12 protein-coding genes and 1 tRNA gene are annotated in these 14,370 nt (G+C 44.5%); 10 read left to right on the top strand and 3 right to left on the bottom strand.

The features are described 5' to 3' along the window. The first annotated feature begins 36 nt into the window (after window positions 1-36). Both AC0YN6_RS24510 and AC0YN6_RS24505 read left to right on the top strand, forming a co-directional pair. Window positions 37-111 (top strand) — tRNA-Gly (locus AC0YN6_RS24510). 111 nt (window positions 112-222) lie between these two features. Beyond that, window positions 223-825, top strand: coding sequence for a P-loop nucleotide/nucleoside kinase family protein (locus AC0YN6_RS24505; protein ID WP_475750087.1), 603 nt, complete (start codon window positions 223-225; stop codon window positions 823-825). 13 nt (window positions 826-838) lie between these two features. Here the strand turns inward: AC0YN6_RS24505 and AC0YN6_RS24500 are convergent, their stop codons facing one another. Both AC0YN6_RS24500 and AC0YN6_RS24495 read right to left on the bottom strand, forming a co-directional pair. Beyond that, window positions 839-2,221: a DUF5808 domain-containing protein gene (locus AC0YN6_RS24500; RefSeq protein ID WP_475750085.1), complete on the bottom strand. Its 1,383-nt coding sequence runs from the start codon at window positions 2,219-2,221 to the stop codon at window positions 839-841. A gap of 10 nt (window positions 2,222-2,231) precedes the next feature. Next, a complete protein-coding gene (locus tag AC0YN6_RS24495) occupies window positions 2,232-2,627 on the bottom strand; it encodes a GntR family transcriptional regulator (RefSeq protein ID WP_475750083.1) in 396 nt (131 codons plus the stop codon). Between the two features lie 196 nt (window positions 2,628-2,823). Between AC0YN6_RS24495 and AC0YN6_RS24490 the strand changes: the two genes are divergently transcribed. The 4 genes from AC0YN6_RS24490 to AC0YN6_RS24475 all read left to right on the top strand — a co-directional run bounded on the left by AC0YN6_RS24490 (window position 2,824) and on the right by AC0YN6_RS24475 (window position 7,078). Beyond that, complete coding sequence (locus tag AC0YN6_RS24490; RefSeq protein WP_475750082.1) at window positions 2,824-3,810, top strand: Gfo/Idh/MocA family protein; 987 nt, start codon at window positions 2,824-2,826, stop codon at window positions 3,808-3,810. 184 nt (window positions 3,811-3,994) lie between these two features. Continuing rightward, the gene (locus AC0YN6_RS24485; protein ID WP_475750080.1) at window positions 3,995-4,759 is read left to right on the top strand and encodes an NUDIX domain-containing protein; all 765 of its coding nucleotides are present in this window, start codon (window positions 3,995-3,997) and stop codon (window positions 4,757-4,759) included. 23 nt (window positions 4,760-4,782) lie between these two features. Continuing rightward, window positions 4,783-5,592 carry a ribose-phosphate pyrophosphokinase gene (locus tag AC0YN6_RS24480; RefSeq protein ID WP_475750079.1) on the top strand — a complete coding sequence of 270 codons (810 nt, stop codon included), beginning with the start codon at window positions 4,783-4,785 and terminating at the stop codon, window positions 5,590-5,592. A 1-nt stretch (window position 5,593) separates the two neighbouring features. Continuing rightward, window positions 5,594-7,078, top strand: a complete 1,485-nt coding sequence (locus AC0YN6_RS24475) for a nicotinate phosphoribosyltransferase (protein WP_475750077.1) — start codon at window positions 5,594-5,596, stop codon at window positions 7,076-7,078. Between the two features lie 82 nt (window positions 7,079-7,160). On the opposite strand, the gene AC0YN6_RS24470 is transcribed toward AC0YN6_RS24475, so the two are convergent. Further along, window positions 7,161-7,622: an SRPBCC family protein gene (locus AC0YN6_RS24470; RefSeq protein ID WP_475750075.1), complete on the bottom strand. Its 462-nt coding sequence runs from the start codon at window positions 7,620-7,622 to the stop codon at window positions 7,161-7,163. A 382-nt stretch (window positions 7,623-8,004) separates the two neighbouring features. Between AC0YN6_RS24470 and AC0YN6_RS24465 the strand changes: the two genes are divergently transcribed. The 4 genes from AC0YN6_RS24465 to AC0YN6_RS24450 all read left to right on the top strand — a co-directional run bounded on the left by AC0YN6_RS24465 (window position 8,005) and on the right by AC0YN6_RS24450 (window position 14,361). Beyond that, complete coding sequence (locus AC0YN6_RS24465) at window positions 8,005-9,423, top strand: RtcB family protein (protein WP_475750074.1); 1,419 nt, start codon at window positions 8,005-8,007, stop codon at window positions 9,421-9,423. A 258-nt stretch (window positions 9,424-9,681) separates the two neighbouring features. Then, a complete protein-coding gene (locus AC0YN6_RS24460; RefSeq protein WP_475750072.1) occupies window positions 9,682-10,464 on the top strand; it encodes a nucleotidyltransferase domain-containing protein in 783 nt (260 codons plus the stop codon). Window positions 10,465-10,504: 40 nt separating this feature from the next. Continuing rightward, the gene (locus AC0YN6_RS24455; RefSeq protein ID WP_475750071.1) at window positions 10,505-11,770 is read left to right on the top strand and encodes a methyltransferase domain-containing protein; all 1,266 of its coding nucleotides are present in this window, start codon (window positions 10,505-10,507) and stop codon (window positions 11,768-11,770) included. A gap of 5 nt (window positions 11,771-11,775) precedes the next feature. Then, a complete protein-coding gene (locus tag AC0YN6_RS24450; RefSeq protein ID WP_475750070.1) occupies window positions 11,776-14,361 on the top strand; it encodes a metallophosphoesterase in 2,586 nt (861 codons plus the stop codon). The last annotated feature ends 9 nt before the right edge of the window (window positions 14,362-14,370 follow it).

Raw genomic sequence — 14,370 nt, 5'->3', positions numbered from 1 at the left:
CTCAGGTTCGATCCCTGAATCCCCAGCCATTTATATGCGGAAGTGGCTCAGCGGTAGAGCATCGCCTTGCCAAGGCGAGGGTCGCGGGTTCGATTCCCGTCTTCCGCTCCAAACTTTTACATCCAAAACACCTTGCATGCAGGGTGTTTTTTTGTTATGTATGTAGCTATAACAAGCCTATAGCCGAGGATTACGTTCTACAGAATCAAAGGAGGCGGATTCATGCGTAAATTAGTATTTTTTGTAGGCGGTGCAGGAGCCGGTAAGACGACATTGGCGAAGGCCTTGGGCAAGAGGAGGGGAGTAGCCTTCATTGATATGGATACGGTGCTCCGTCCGGCAGCGACAGTGCTTATGAAGCAGGCAGGGCTTGATCCAAGTGATAGGGATTCTGAAAGCTACAAGGCTTTATGTCGTGATTTAGGCTACCGCATCACGATGGATGCTGCACTGGAGAATATAGAAAATGGCGGGGATATATTTGTTATTGGGCCTTTTACGAAAGAAACAGAGGCCCCGGATTGGATAGAGCAAGAGCTCTCAGCAATCGGGGCCTCGATATCAGATGTTGATGTAAAGGTTGTATTTGTTTATCTTCGTGATGAACAGCTGCATTACGAGCGAATTAAGGATAGAGGGCTAGTACTTGATCAACACAAAATAAATAACTGGAACGAGTTTAGCCCTTCGCTAGCGAGGAGAGAGTTGAAATGGAACATTCCAGCGTCCTCTGCGCTTTATTTTGACAACTCCATCCCTCTAAATGAGCAATCACTAGCAACTCTAGAGCAGTTTGTATTTGGCGGTTCCTTCAGCTCAAGCTAACAGTAGTAAATGATTAAGGAAGGAACGCAGTTAGTTGATCGAAGAGTGCTTTGGTCTGGGCAGCATCCTTATCATTGAAAACTACAGTTAAGTTGTCTAGTTTGATGAAGATGTACGGCGGCGAGTTTTTGAATACATAAAGCTTGGCATCTCCAAGTTTCCCTAATGAAAAGTTACCTCTCGCATACTCAGCCGTCGCTGTACCATTCGTTCTGAACCCACTGGGCAGCTCCTCTTCAAGCGTAATCTCTTTTACATCGCTCATATTGAAGCTGTAGTCGTACAGCGGGGAATCGATGTTTACGGTGCCGTTCTCCTCGATGGTCAAAGTGGGAGCCGTATAATCGGATTGTACCGCAAAAGCAGTCAATGGAATGATGATCGCAAGAACAGGTATGATCACGCCGTATTGAATCCATTTTCCGCCGCGAGTGGCCATGTTGACTGTAGTACCGATTCCAAGTCGCTTAGGAACCATAACAGTCTTATCATCTGGATTGTAATAAGTTGATCCATTGATCCAGTAGGCGTCATCATCGGTAATAATCGCTTTACCGTCAGTATTTGCTAGACTTTCCTCTAAAGCGCGTACCTTATTATGTACAAAGTAGATGCTGCCGAGCGGTACAAGGGATACCATAATAATTCCCATCATCCATTGTGAGTCGCTCATTGAGCTTCCCTGTGTCAAAATCATATACGCTACGAAAGCGTTAATGCTCTCGAATATAGCAAGGCAAAGCCAAAGAATCGACCAATAGCGTCGTGCTGCTAGGTTAATGGCGGCATTGATGTCGTGGTTCTCGCTATATACCTTCGTTTTCATTTTGCCAAAAGCGGTGTAAATGATGAATAGGACAGCTGTCATCGCAAGCGATGCGATTCCTGTCATTTTTAAGAGAACGTTCGAGTTTAGAAAGGAAATAATGATAGGGACGACAGACAGAAGTGCCGGAATCAAAAACCAATAGGGAGATATGAGCATCGATTTTTTGAGCTGGGTTAATTTGGTGTCGATGTGAATGACCCGTTTTTCTCCGACATACCATTGTTTCTCCCGTTTAAGCGCAGCGGCTTTACGATGTATTTTGTTGAAGGGGAGTTTGGATGTATAGATGAAGGCTGCAAACCAAAGCAACAAGTAAATAAAGGTCAGAGAGAAATACCGCCCAAGTATAAAAAAAGGTATAAAGCTTAGCAAAGAGATGCCTGCGTACACAAGGTATGTTTTTTTGTATTCATGCTGGAGCTGTTTAATTTCCTTATCCTCGAGAGCGTGGGATGGCAGCGTAACGCCAAATAAGATATGATTGCTCGGTGCTGCTCCCTTCAGAAACACGGCAAGAATAATGATATAGGCCAAAACCGCTGGAATAATTACAATAATATTGTTCATAAAATGTCTCCTATTCTAGAAGGGGATGATTTTTGCTTACTGCGGCACTAAAGATGTTCGAGCAAATCTGCATAAATTCCTCTTGCGCGACTCCTTTAAGACTAGCCTCAGATATGACAAGCATTAATTCACACTCTAGCTTGTGGCTGAAATCCGCTTGCTTATTCCATACCGTACATACTTTTGCACCATGGCGGCGATCAATGGAAATGTAGCCCTCGTTTTTGAGAAGGGCATAAGCTTTGTTTACCGTCATTGCATTTACTCCTAAATCATCAGCGAGCTGCCTTACTGTAGGCAATTTTTCACCATACTCAAGCCCGCCTACGCCAATTCCGATGACGATTTGGTTGCGGAGCTGTATGTAGATTGGTATATCGCTGCCCAAATCAAGCTTCATAATCATCGGATCACCCCCATAAAACAAATTGTAATTTGTATTACACATACTAATACAAATAATACAAATTGTCAAAAGCTGATGTGATTCATTTGGACATGTACTCATTCTCATGGCTATAATAAGCAGAAGAAGTATTTGTTTATCTGACCTAAATGATAATAAAAGAGTAGCCAATAAACAATATCAAGGAGAGATTGCTATGATAAGATTCGGCATAATCGGAACAAACTGGATTACGGAGGCATTTATCGGAGCGGCAAGCGAGGTTGAAGACTTTACACTGTCAGCTGTCTATTCACGCTCGCTAGAAACGGCGGAGGCTTTCGCGGGGAAATACAATAATGCAGCAACGTTTACGGATATTGAAGAGATGGCGGCCAGCGGACTAATTGATGCCGTCTATATTGCAAGCCCCAACTCGTTTCATGCTCGCCATGCGATTGCTTGTATGAAGCATGGGATTCATGTGCTTTGTGAGAAGCCGATAGCTTCGAATGTTCACGAGCTGCAGCAGATGATCGCATCAGCTAAAGAAAACGGTGTACTGCTTATGGAAGCATTGAAATCGACGGTGCTTCCAGGCTTTAAGGCTGTACAAGACAATATGGAGAAGCTTGGAGAGGTAAGGCGTTATTTCGCGAGCTACTGTCAGTATTCTTCTAGGTATGATGCGTACAAGGCGGGTACGGTGCTTAATGCTTTTAACCCAATATTCTCAAACGGAGCGCTGATGGATCTGGGCATTTATTGCATCTATCCGCTTGTTGCGTTATTCGGCAAGCCGGATGTCGTCAAAGCTACAGGTGTCATGCTGGCTTCCGGTGTTGATGGTGAAGGAAGCATTGTTCTCCAATACCCTAATATGGACGCGGTTATTATGTATTCTAAGATTACACATTCCTCGCTTCCCTCTGAGATTCAAGGTGAGAAAGGCAGTATTATCATTGACAAGATCAGTGAGATCGGAAAAGTGGAAATCCAGTACCGCAATGGAACGAAAGAGGATATTTCACAGCAAACAAACAGCAAGTCGATGTATTACGAGGCGAAGGAATTTATCGAGCTGATTAAAGAAGGACGTACGGAGTCATCGGTGAATTCCTTTGAGAATTCACTTGTGACGATGGAAATTATGGATGAGGCCAGAAAGCAGATCGGGCTTGTTTACCCAGCAGATGCACAATAATAAACCGATGTGAATACGCGATAAAAGGAGGGAGCGGCGAGCAGCCGCTTCTTTTTTTGCAATGTAAAGCTGTGACTTATAGCCTATATTTTACAAAATACATTGACAAAGTAAATTGATAATGTCATTATGATAATATCAAATCGAAATCATAATCATAATACTAATCAGGAGTGCAACAAAAATGGTCGAAAACGAATCCAATTATGCTGCCAGCCAATACCGATCACCCGATGGCGCACCATCAGATATTGTTATCTTTACAATTGTATCAACGGAAAGACAGTCTACTAAGAAGGCTCTGCCGACAAGAGAACTGCATGTGCTGCTCATTAAGCGGAATATTTGGCCATTCGAAGGGAAGTGGGCGCTTCCAGGCGGCTTTACGTTGGAAAATGAAACGGTATACGAATGCGCAAGGCGTGAACTGCAGGAAGAGACTGCAGTTGCAGATGTGCATATCGAATATTTTAACGTGTATAGCGCTCCTGGTCGTGATCCAAGAGGATGGATTATCTCGCATGCTTTCCTTGCGCTAGTTAATGAACGGGTGCTAGCACATAGGGCAGCGGCGGTGGATGCCTCTGACGTGCAATTATTCTCTGTAGAAGAAGCGCTTCAGATGGACCTTGCATTTGATCATAAACAAATTTTGTCCGATGCGCTGCACGGGATTCGCAAGAAGATGATGACCACGACCATTGCGAAGGAATTTCTTCCAGATGAGTTTACACTTAGCGAGCTGTACCAAGTTATACAGACGGTCGTGCCAGACTTTGAAGAGCCGAATTTCATTCGCAAGCTGACGTCAACGAAGAGTCGCAGCACGATTATTGAAGAAGCGTTGGATGAGCATGGGGCTCCGAAGCATTCCAATCAATACTCGCAGCGAGCAGCACAATTGTATTGTTTTACGAAAGAAGAGCCAACATTGTCTATCTATAGCTGAATGTATACGAGGAGAGTGGTGTCATGCTTAGGTTTAATGGAGTGGAGCTTAGTTTAAAGCAGTTTCCGAATGGGGAGACGCTTATTAATGGGGATGAAATACTAACGCATATGGCGGAATTCAATACGCTCGTGTGGAAGTATGAGAATGATGGTGACCTTGTTAAGCTCATGTTCATCAAGAGCTACCTTGATGATCGACGCGCTAAATGTACGTTGACCATTTATTATTTGCCTTACAGCCGAATGGATCGCGTGGAAGGAACATCAGCGTTTACGCTCAAATATACAGCAGCTTTTATCAATAGCATGGATTTTGAGTCGGTGAAGATTATTGAGCCGCATTCGGATGTTTCACTGGCGCTGATCGATCGAAGTAACGGAAAGTATCCAACGATTCAGCTATTGGAGCAAGTCGTATCCGAAGTAGGCTTCGATCCTGAGCAGGATTATCTTTTTTTCCCAGATGCAGGGGCACAGAAGCGTTACAGCAAGGTGCAAGGCTATAAGCAGTTAGTAGGTTATAAGGAAAGGGACTTCCAGACGGGCCAAATTAAGAGCCTCGATGTCGTCGGGCATGCCCCGCATGAAGGCTTTAAGGCTATTATCGTTGATGATTTATGCTCCTATGGAGGTACGTTCATGCTTAGCGCGGAGAAGCTGAAGGAACTGGGAGCCGTTCATATCTACTTGCTGGTTGGACACTGTGAGCATTCGATCTATAAAGGGAAAATACTAGAATCTGATCTTATTGATAAAGTTTTTACGACGGATACCATCCTGGGCAAATCAGAGCATGACAAAATTCATATATACGAAATGGGAGGCCTATAAGATGACTCAAACATTCGTTTATCCAGCTACGCTGCTATGTGACTTTTACAAGGTAAGCCATAAAAATCAGTATCCAAAAGGAACAGAGCTCGTTTACTCGACCTGGACCGCACGCACAAGCCGATTAGACAATATTAACGAAGTCGTTGCTTTCGGCTTCCAATCGTTTATTAAACAATATATTATTGATTATTTTAACGAGCATTTTTTTGCTAGAACAAAGGAAGAGGTAGTGAAAGAATACAAACGGCTCATTCAATTTGCACTTGGCGAACCGAATCCCGATGCTTCGCATATTGAGGAGCTGCATGCTCTTGGATACTTGCCTATCAAAATCAAAGCGATTAAGGAAGGTGCGTTAGTTCCTATAAGGGTGCCGATGCTGACCATAGAGAATACGAAACCTGAGTTTTTCTGGCTAACGAATTATTTAGAGACGCTGATGTCGTGCCAGCTATGGATGCCTGCTACTAGTGCTACACTAGCTTTCGAATATCGTAAAATATTAGAAGGCTACGCGCTTCAGACTAACGGCGAGACAGCAGGTGTTCCGTTTCAAGGGCATGATTTCTCGATGCGCGGCATGGGCGCGCTGGAGTCGGCACTTGGCAGCAGCGCAGGACATCTTCTCTCGTTCACAGGCACAGACACGATACCAGCTATTTTGTATTTGGAAAATTATTATAATGCGAATATTGAGAAGGAATTGGTTGGTACGTCGATCCCGGCAACGGAGCACAGCGTAATGTGTGCGCACGGACGTGACGAGATGGCATCGTACCGTTATTTGATCAAAGAGGTGTATCCAAACGGCTTCGTCTCGATTGTCTCGGACACATGGGATTTGTGGAGCGTGCTGGATGTGGTCATCCGCGGCTTGAAGGACGATATTATGAGCAGAGATGGTAAAGTTGTTATTCGCCCTGACAGTGGAGATCCGGTCAAAATCATTTGCGGTGATCCAGCTGGAGAAAGTGAATTCGAGCGTAAAGGCGTAATTGAAATCCTTTGGGATATTTTTGGCGGAACGGTTACTGAGAAGGGTTATAAACAGCTGGATAGCCACATTGGCGCGATTTATGGCGATGCGATTACGATTGCTCGCTGCAGTGAGATTTGCGAGAAGCTGGCGGCCAAGGGCTTTGCTTCGACGAATATGGTTTTTGGTATTGGATCGTTTACTTATCAGTACAACACGCGGGATACGTTTGGCTTCGCTTTAAAATCGACGTTTACGATTGTGAATGGCGAGGAACGCAAAATATATAAGGACCCCAAAACCGATAACGGCGTGAAGAAATCGCAAACTGGACTTGTTCTGGTCACGGAGAAGGATGGAAAGCTTACATTTACCGATAATCTGAGCGCAGCAGAATATGAGGCGCGCAAAGCAGAGGATCAGCTTGAGGTCGTATTTGAGGATGGAAAGCTGGTGCGTGATCTGACGCTGGCTGAGGTACGAGAGAACTTATTGGCTCATTTATAAGTTTGATTAGGATGTAAGTGAAAATAACAGCGGCAAACTAGGGATTGAATTTAAACACCTAGATTGCCGCTGTTTGATTTAGTTAACGATTAACATGGGCGTCCGGAGCCTTATCAGCTACAAGATTCAAGCGGATGCCATGCTCAAGAAGTGCTTTAAGGCCGCAGAGTACCATCGAGAATCCTCCCATGGAATCGATCGCTTGCTCTACTTTTTCATCCGCAGTTCCAGCAAACCCAGAGTTGATAATCGTGACAAAGGTTTCATTCTCTGCCCGTGGAATAAACACCCACTCGACTGCGGAGCCGAAATCGATAAGGATTCGCTTGTTTTCTACGATATCTATTACATCAACGCCTGCCGAAGCGCCGTACATTTCCCAATCCCATTGGACAGTTTTTCCTTTTTCTAGTTTTCCACTGCTATTTGTGAACCAAAATTTCGTAGTGATTGCTGGGTCGATAAAAGCTTGGAAAACCTCTTCGACGGGTTTTCTAATAAGCATTTCTGCCTTTACAATCGGGGGTTGAGTTAGGGCATCCATTCTAAAACTTCCTTTCGTCGTACAAGATTTCTTAAATCATAGCATATTTCACTTTAATTTCGAGGGGCTGGCTTTACTCCTATAGTGAAACCAATTTAGTTGGATTTCTATAAAAGGGTTGACAATTGTTGGTTATACAGATTATCATGATGTAAATCAAATGAATGGAGGTCGATGACAATGTTCGTACAAAATTTAGAACGTAACGCAGCTAAATATAGCAAGTCTATTTCATCGGCCTCTACGGGGCCTGTGACTATTTTCTAAAATTTTGTATGCTGATTGCTGCAGAGTTTAGGAAATAAAGGCGCAAGTAAAGCCATGGACATTTACAGGTCCATGGCTTTTTTGTGTTCATTTGATTTTGAGGAGATAACCAGATATGAAAGAAACGTATTATCAACAAGTGAAGCTGCCATCAGGGCAGGTGCATGTTTATGCTGGACCGGAGCTATTCGGATCCTTAGATTATAAAGTATTTGAAATGGCGAATAACAACTTACAAATTCCGAATCAAGTTTATATGAGCTACACGCCTGACGTCCATGTTGGTGTAGGAACCTGCATTGGGACAACGGCAGTATGGAAATCGAGTGATGGCTACGTATCCCCTTCGATTGTAGGCAGTGATATCGGCTGCGGGATGCGCGTACAGCTCACGAATCTTCATAAGGATGATTTGAAGGAAGTAAAGCTTAGGCGAAAGCTGGTCAGAGCCATTGAGAAGTATATGCCGATCGAGGAGCATGCAAGAGGGTATTTCTCAGATATCAGACTGGAAAATATCGTGAAGAAAGGCTTGCACGGCTTGCCGAAAAAATATATCCCCGATGCCTACACACCGCGCAAAGCAACCTCACTGACACACGTTGAGAGCAGCCGCTTTGACTTTGATGAAGAGGTGTTAGATAAGTTTCCCGAAGCGGTCTGGCATCGCTCGCATCGCCAACTGGGCACACTTGGTGGCGGCAATCATTTTGTAGAGATTCAAGCGATTGAAATCGCCGAGGAAAACCGTGAAATTGCAGAGGCGTGGGGACTGTATGACGGTCAGATTGTCGTTATGATTCATTCCGGCTCACGCGCTTGGGGCGGAGCGGTTAGTCAATATTGCAGTACGGACATTGCAAAAATGATGCGTCATGAAGGAATAGGCACCGCGGATCCGAAGCTGCTTTATGCCCCGCTCTCGCACCCGCTCGGACAAACGTATGTCAATCTCATGTACTCCGCCTTAAATTATGCGGTTGTGAATCGTCACTTGATTGCTTATGCGGTGCGAGAGGCCGGCAAGGATGTGTTCGGCTCCAAATTTGAACTTCGGACACTATATGACCTCATGCATAACTACGCATGGGAGGAAGAGCAGGATGAGCAATCGTACTTTGTTCATCGCAAGGGTGCGACAAGAGCGCTTCCTGCGGGACATCCGGATAATCCAGATCCATACCGCAGTACAGGACATCCCGCTCTTATCCCAGGATCAATGGGAACGTCCTCGTATATTATGGTCGGAAGCTCGGAAGGCAAGGCAAATCATTACTCGATCTGTCATGGAGCAGGCCGAATCAGGTCACGAAATGCGACGAAACAGCTGATATCGGTTGAAGAGGTCGTTGCTGCAATGCGTGTAGGGGCAAATGATGAAATCGTCGTGAATCAACGCTCGATGGAGTCGCTGGTTGATGAATCTCCGCAGGCATACAAGGACGTCGATCAAATTATTGAGAGTGTAGTAGGAGCTGGGCTCGCGCAGGTTGTTGCGAAATGTAAGCCGCTTGCTGCTGTAAAAGGAATTTAAATAGAGGAAAAGAAGGGGGACGAGGAGAATGTTTAACCAATATCTAGAAAATCAGTTATTAAACGTGAATGAGGAATCTAATTTTTTGTGCATCTACAAACAGAATAGCTGTACTCTTCGGACCCATCGTTCCATAATGGAAGGGAAGGATGCGCTGACTTCGTGTTAGCCGTATCGCTGCCTATTCCTTTACTAGACTATGGACGAATACGTCCATAGTCTTTTTTTGTGAAGAAGCTACATAAAGGAGTGTCTGGAATGACCAATATACATGGAAATATTTTGTTAGAGCTTGGGAAGATCGAGCAAGAGGAGCAGGTTCGTATTCTATACGCCTGTGAATCGGGCAGCAGGGCGTGGGGCTTCCCTTCCAAAGACAGTGATTATGACGTTCGGTTCATCTATGTCAGACCGGTGGAATGGTACTTATCAATCTTTGACAAAAGAGATGTGATTGAACGACCGATCAGTCAACTGCTCGATATTAACGGATGGGATTTACGCAAAGCGCTTAATCTGTTTCGTAAATCAAACCCGCCTCTGCTCGAATGGCTGCAATCACCGATTCCGTATTTTACGAAATATTCGGTCGCCAAGCAAATCCGCAGTGTCTCTCCATTAACCTTCTCGCCTAAGTCATGCATGTACCATTATCTCCATATGGCAAAGAGAAACTACAGAGAGTACCTGCAGGGAGATTTCGTGAAAATTAAAAAATACTTCTACGTGTTAAGGCCTATCCTTGCTTGCGGCTGGATAGAGAAATATAACACGATGCCCCCGATTGAATTTGATCGATTGGTAGAGGCGCTTATTCCCGAGCAGAGCGAGCTTCTCTCAACAATTGAGCAGCTATTAAGACGGAAGAAAGCGGGCGAGGAGCTCGATTTTGAACCTAGGCTTCATGTTATTAATCTTTATTTGGAGGACAGAATCGCTCATTTCGAACAAATCGCATTTGCCTTGGGACAAGGAGAAGGTGCTCAGGATACACAGCTCGATGATTTATTTCGCAGCGCTTTGCATGAGGTATGGAGTTAAACGGTGCTGCTTCTAATTGATAAGTAAGGGGAAGGTAAAGATGGCAATCGTGCAAGTGAAATCGACGAACCCAAGCTTTTCATTCGTCATCAGAAAAAATCCGCAGTCAGGAATGCTGCTGCGCGCCGTTCGTAAAGGAATGGCATACGGTTGGTATACAGATGAATCAACATTTAACGTTTATTTCAAGGATGCTGACAATGAGGTTTCATATAAGCAGCATAGGCAGGATCAATTTGAATATTTGAACGTATCACGCTACAATACACCGCTGTTTGTGCTTGGAGCGATCAACGAGTTTTTTGCGGCGCCTCTGAAAGCACAGCATACAAGTGACACGGAGCAATTCGAGCATACCTTCCATATCAATATGATCCATATTGAGCTTGTGCGGTATATTCATTTTTTCGAGAAGCATCTTCCGGACTATACGTTTGAAGCGGTGCATCAAGCGCATAAGAGCTATTCACTTACGATCAAGACACATAAATCCTTATACGAGCTGATGCATGTCGTAAGTGTATTGTGTCTTTTCCTATCGATGTTCAGCGATGAGTATATCGATATTTCCGATGACATTTTGATCAAATATGTGAAGAGCATTCAAATTATTGATGCTCCCTTCTATATACGCAGCTTGTTTGCCCGCAATTTCCTTTCTTCTAGAGAAAAGTTTAAGAAGTATAAATCAGAGCTGGAGCAAACGGATCGTTATGCGATTCAACTGGCCTTTGGCGGAACGGCACAGCAGCGGAGAAGCTATATTGGGAGTGTGCTGCCGTTCGATAAATCGATATTGGATGTAGGCTGTGGCGAGGGGTTTTATGCCATTCCATTCGCGTCTAAGATCGAAGCGAGCTATTACGCAATTGATATTAATGAGCCGCTGCTTGAGATCGTGCAAAGGAAGGCAAAAGCGAAGGAGCTGGACAACATTGCAACCTTTGCTTCCATTGCACACTTCCTAGAGACGTATAATGGCGAGCAGGTCGATGTCGTATTGACCGAGGTTATTGAGCATATGAGTTTGGATGAGGCAGCGGCGCTTATTCGGGAAATATGCGAATTTGTTGATTTTGATCACTTTGTGCTAACGACGCCCAATGCCGAGTTTAATGCTTATTATGAGCTAAGTGACTTCCGACATGATGATCATAAATGGGAGCTCGGGCAAGCGGAGTTTCAGGAGTGGCTGAATGAAGCAGTGAAAGAGCAAAACGTGGAAAGTGAATTTATTGCAATTGGTGATGGCGTTAATGGTGTACAAACGACCCAGGGTGCTATTTTGCGGAAAAGGAGGAAGTAGCAGAAATGGAAATTAGAACGAGAGTCCATACCATTTTTATGATGATTGGCTCCACGGAATGCGGCAAAACAACATTTGCAAAAGAAGTGCTGCTGCCGCAGCTGCGGTTCAGTGATGAAAGCAAAGGCATGAATACGAATGTTCAATATATTTCATCAGATAGTATAAGGCAGGAGCTGCTAGGCTCCGATTATGATAAATATGATCAAATTATGCTTGAAGCGAGCGATCAGGCTTTCCGCCTTTTGTTCGAGAAGCTGCGTATGGTAACTACCTATCCGATTAATGCGGAGTTTGTTGTGGTGGATACAACCGGCTTGTCAGAGGACTTCCGTGCGAAAGTGAAGGAGATTGCGAAGGATAATAACTATAACCTTGAGGTTGTGCTGTTCGACTATCGGAAGCGGGATGACTATTATTCGTCGGAGCGATCGAAGAAGCTGATTACGAGCCATATTAATCGGTTGCGCAAAGAGGTGCTTGGCTCACTCTCGAAGGAGAGGTATGCCAAAATCCATAAAGTACGGGCGAAGGACTTTTATTCTCCTGCTGATCGAATGGCGAATACTGATTATAAGGTAGTTATCGAGGATGCCGACGAGTATTTGGATACGATTTTGCCGCTGGACCAGAAGACGATTATCGTAGGGGATATTCATGAATGCGTCGATGAGTTGAAGGCTTTACTCGTTAGTCATGGCTTCCAGCTTGAAGGCGATTTGCTGATAGTGACGGGAAAGGTCAGCGGTACGAAAGTATTGCTAGTGGGAGATTGGATCGATAAAGGGAACCGTACCAAGGATACGATTGAGTTTCTATATAGCAATAAAGATAAGTTTTTGTTCGTACTAGGCAACCATGAGAACTTCGTATACAAGTATATGCAGGGTGAAATTAAAGGCGTTGAAGAGGAGCTGCTGCATGCTTACTTTGATTCAACGGAAGTGCTGAAAGGCGATCATGAGCTATTGGAGAAGTTTAATCATCTCGTGATGCTTTCGAAGCCGTTCTACAGGTTAGTTGGAAAAAGAGGACCTTCCTATTATGTGACGCATGCGCCATGTGAGAATAAATATATCGGCAAGCTGGACGTGAATTCGATCCGTCATCAGCGTAATTTTAGACTTGACCGATCAGCACCTGTAGAGGGGCAGCTAGCGTTTCTGAAGCGGGATGCGGCAGGAAATCAGCCTTATCATATCTTTGGACATGTCGCAGCTAAGAACACCTTCCGGATCAAAAACAAAATTCATCTAGATTCCGGAGCAGTGCACGGCAATCTGCTAACCTCGGTAACCATTTCGGCTAAGCTGTTTTTCAAATCACAGAAATCTGCTCAGGCTGTTATGGATGAAGGTCTGCCTACTCTGTTCAAAGAGGAACGGAAGGTGTCTCTTCATGAGCTGGATGATGATGAAGCTCGCAGATTGCAGTACTGCTCGCTCAATAGAGTCAACTTTATATCCGGGACGATGTCCCCTGCAGATAAGGATGAAGCAGCGAATGAGCTGGAATCGCTGAGGAAAGGGCTGGACTATTTTGCGGAGCGCGGTGTTAAGGAAGTTGTGCTGCAGCCAAAATACATGGGATCAAGATGCAATGTCTATTTGCATGCAAATATTGAGCAGTGTTTTGCGGTAAGCCGCAATGGCTACAAAATCAATAAGGTTGACCTAACCGCTGTATTTGAGAGACTGCTGCAAAGGTTCGACAAGTATATGAAGGAAAACAATATAACGATGCTGCTTCTGGACGGAGAACTGCTGCCTTGGGAGGCACTCGGAGATGGTCTCATCGATAGGCAATTTAAGCCGATCGAGAAGGCGCTTGAAACCGAGCTAGCTTTCCTTAAGGAGAACGGGTTCGAGGATGCCTTCGGGAAACTTGTGCATGAGTTTAAAGAGAGCGGGTTCGAAAAGGATCAATTCCACCTTAGTAAAGCGGCTATTAATGAGAAGTATGGCTTAACGGCTTATCAGAACTATAAGCATGTGCATACGGTTCTTGAGAAGCATATGCCTATTGACGAGCATATTCATGCTTATGAAACCTATAAGAAGCAGCTTGAGCTGTATGCTGAAGCAGGTGAACTGGAATATAAGCCATTTGCATTGCTCAAAATTGTATACGAGGATGGAACTGAGACCCTTCCAGCATGGAAGACTTCTGAGATGTATCGCTTCCTCTCCGACGATCCTTTCGTTAAGCTGCAGCTGGCAGATAGGGGGAGCTATGAGCTTGCAGAGAAATACTTCATCACGCTTACGGTAGATAACCATATGGAGGGAGTCGTTATCAAGCCAGAGCTGCAGGAGCCATACACGGTTCCATATATGAAGGTGCGTAATAAACAATACATGTCGATTATTTACGGCTACGATTATCGTTTCCCTTATAAGTACAAAAAACTTATTAAACAAAAAAGTATCAATATGAAGCTTCGGACATCACTCAACGAGTACCGGCTAGGACAGCAAATGCTCGCGATTCCTTTTGCTGAAATTGCCCCAGGCAACGAAGTGTATCAATCGGCTGTTGCGAATCTTTTGTTCGAGGTTGCTAAAGAGAAGGAAATTGATCCGCGTCTATAAGTGATGATG

This window comes from Paenibacillus sp. J22P15 (genome assembly GCF_056269345.1).
The sequence above is the reverse complement of the archived record's forward strand: the minus strand, read 5'-3'. Positions and strand labels throughout refer to the sequence as shown.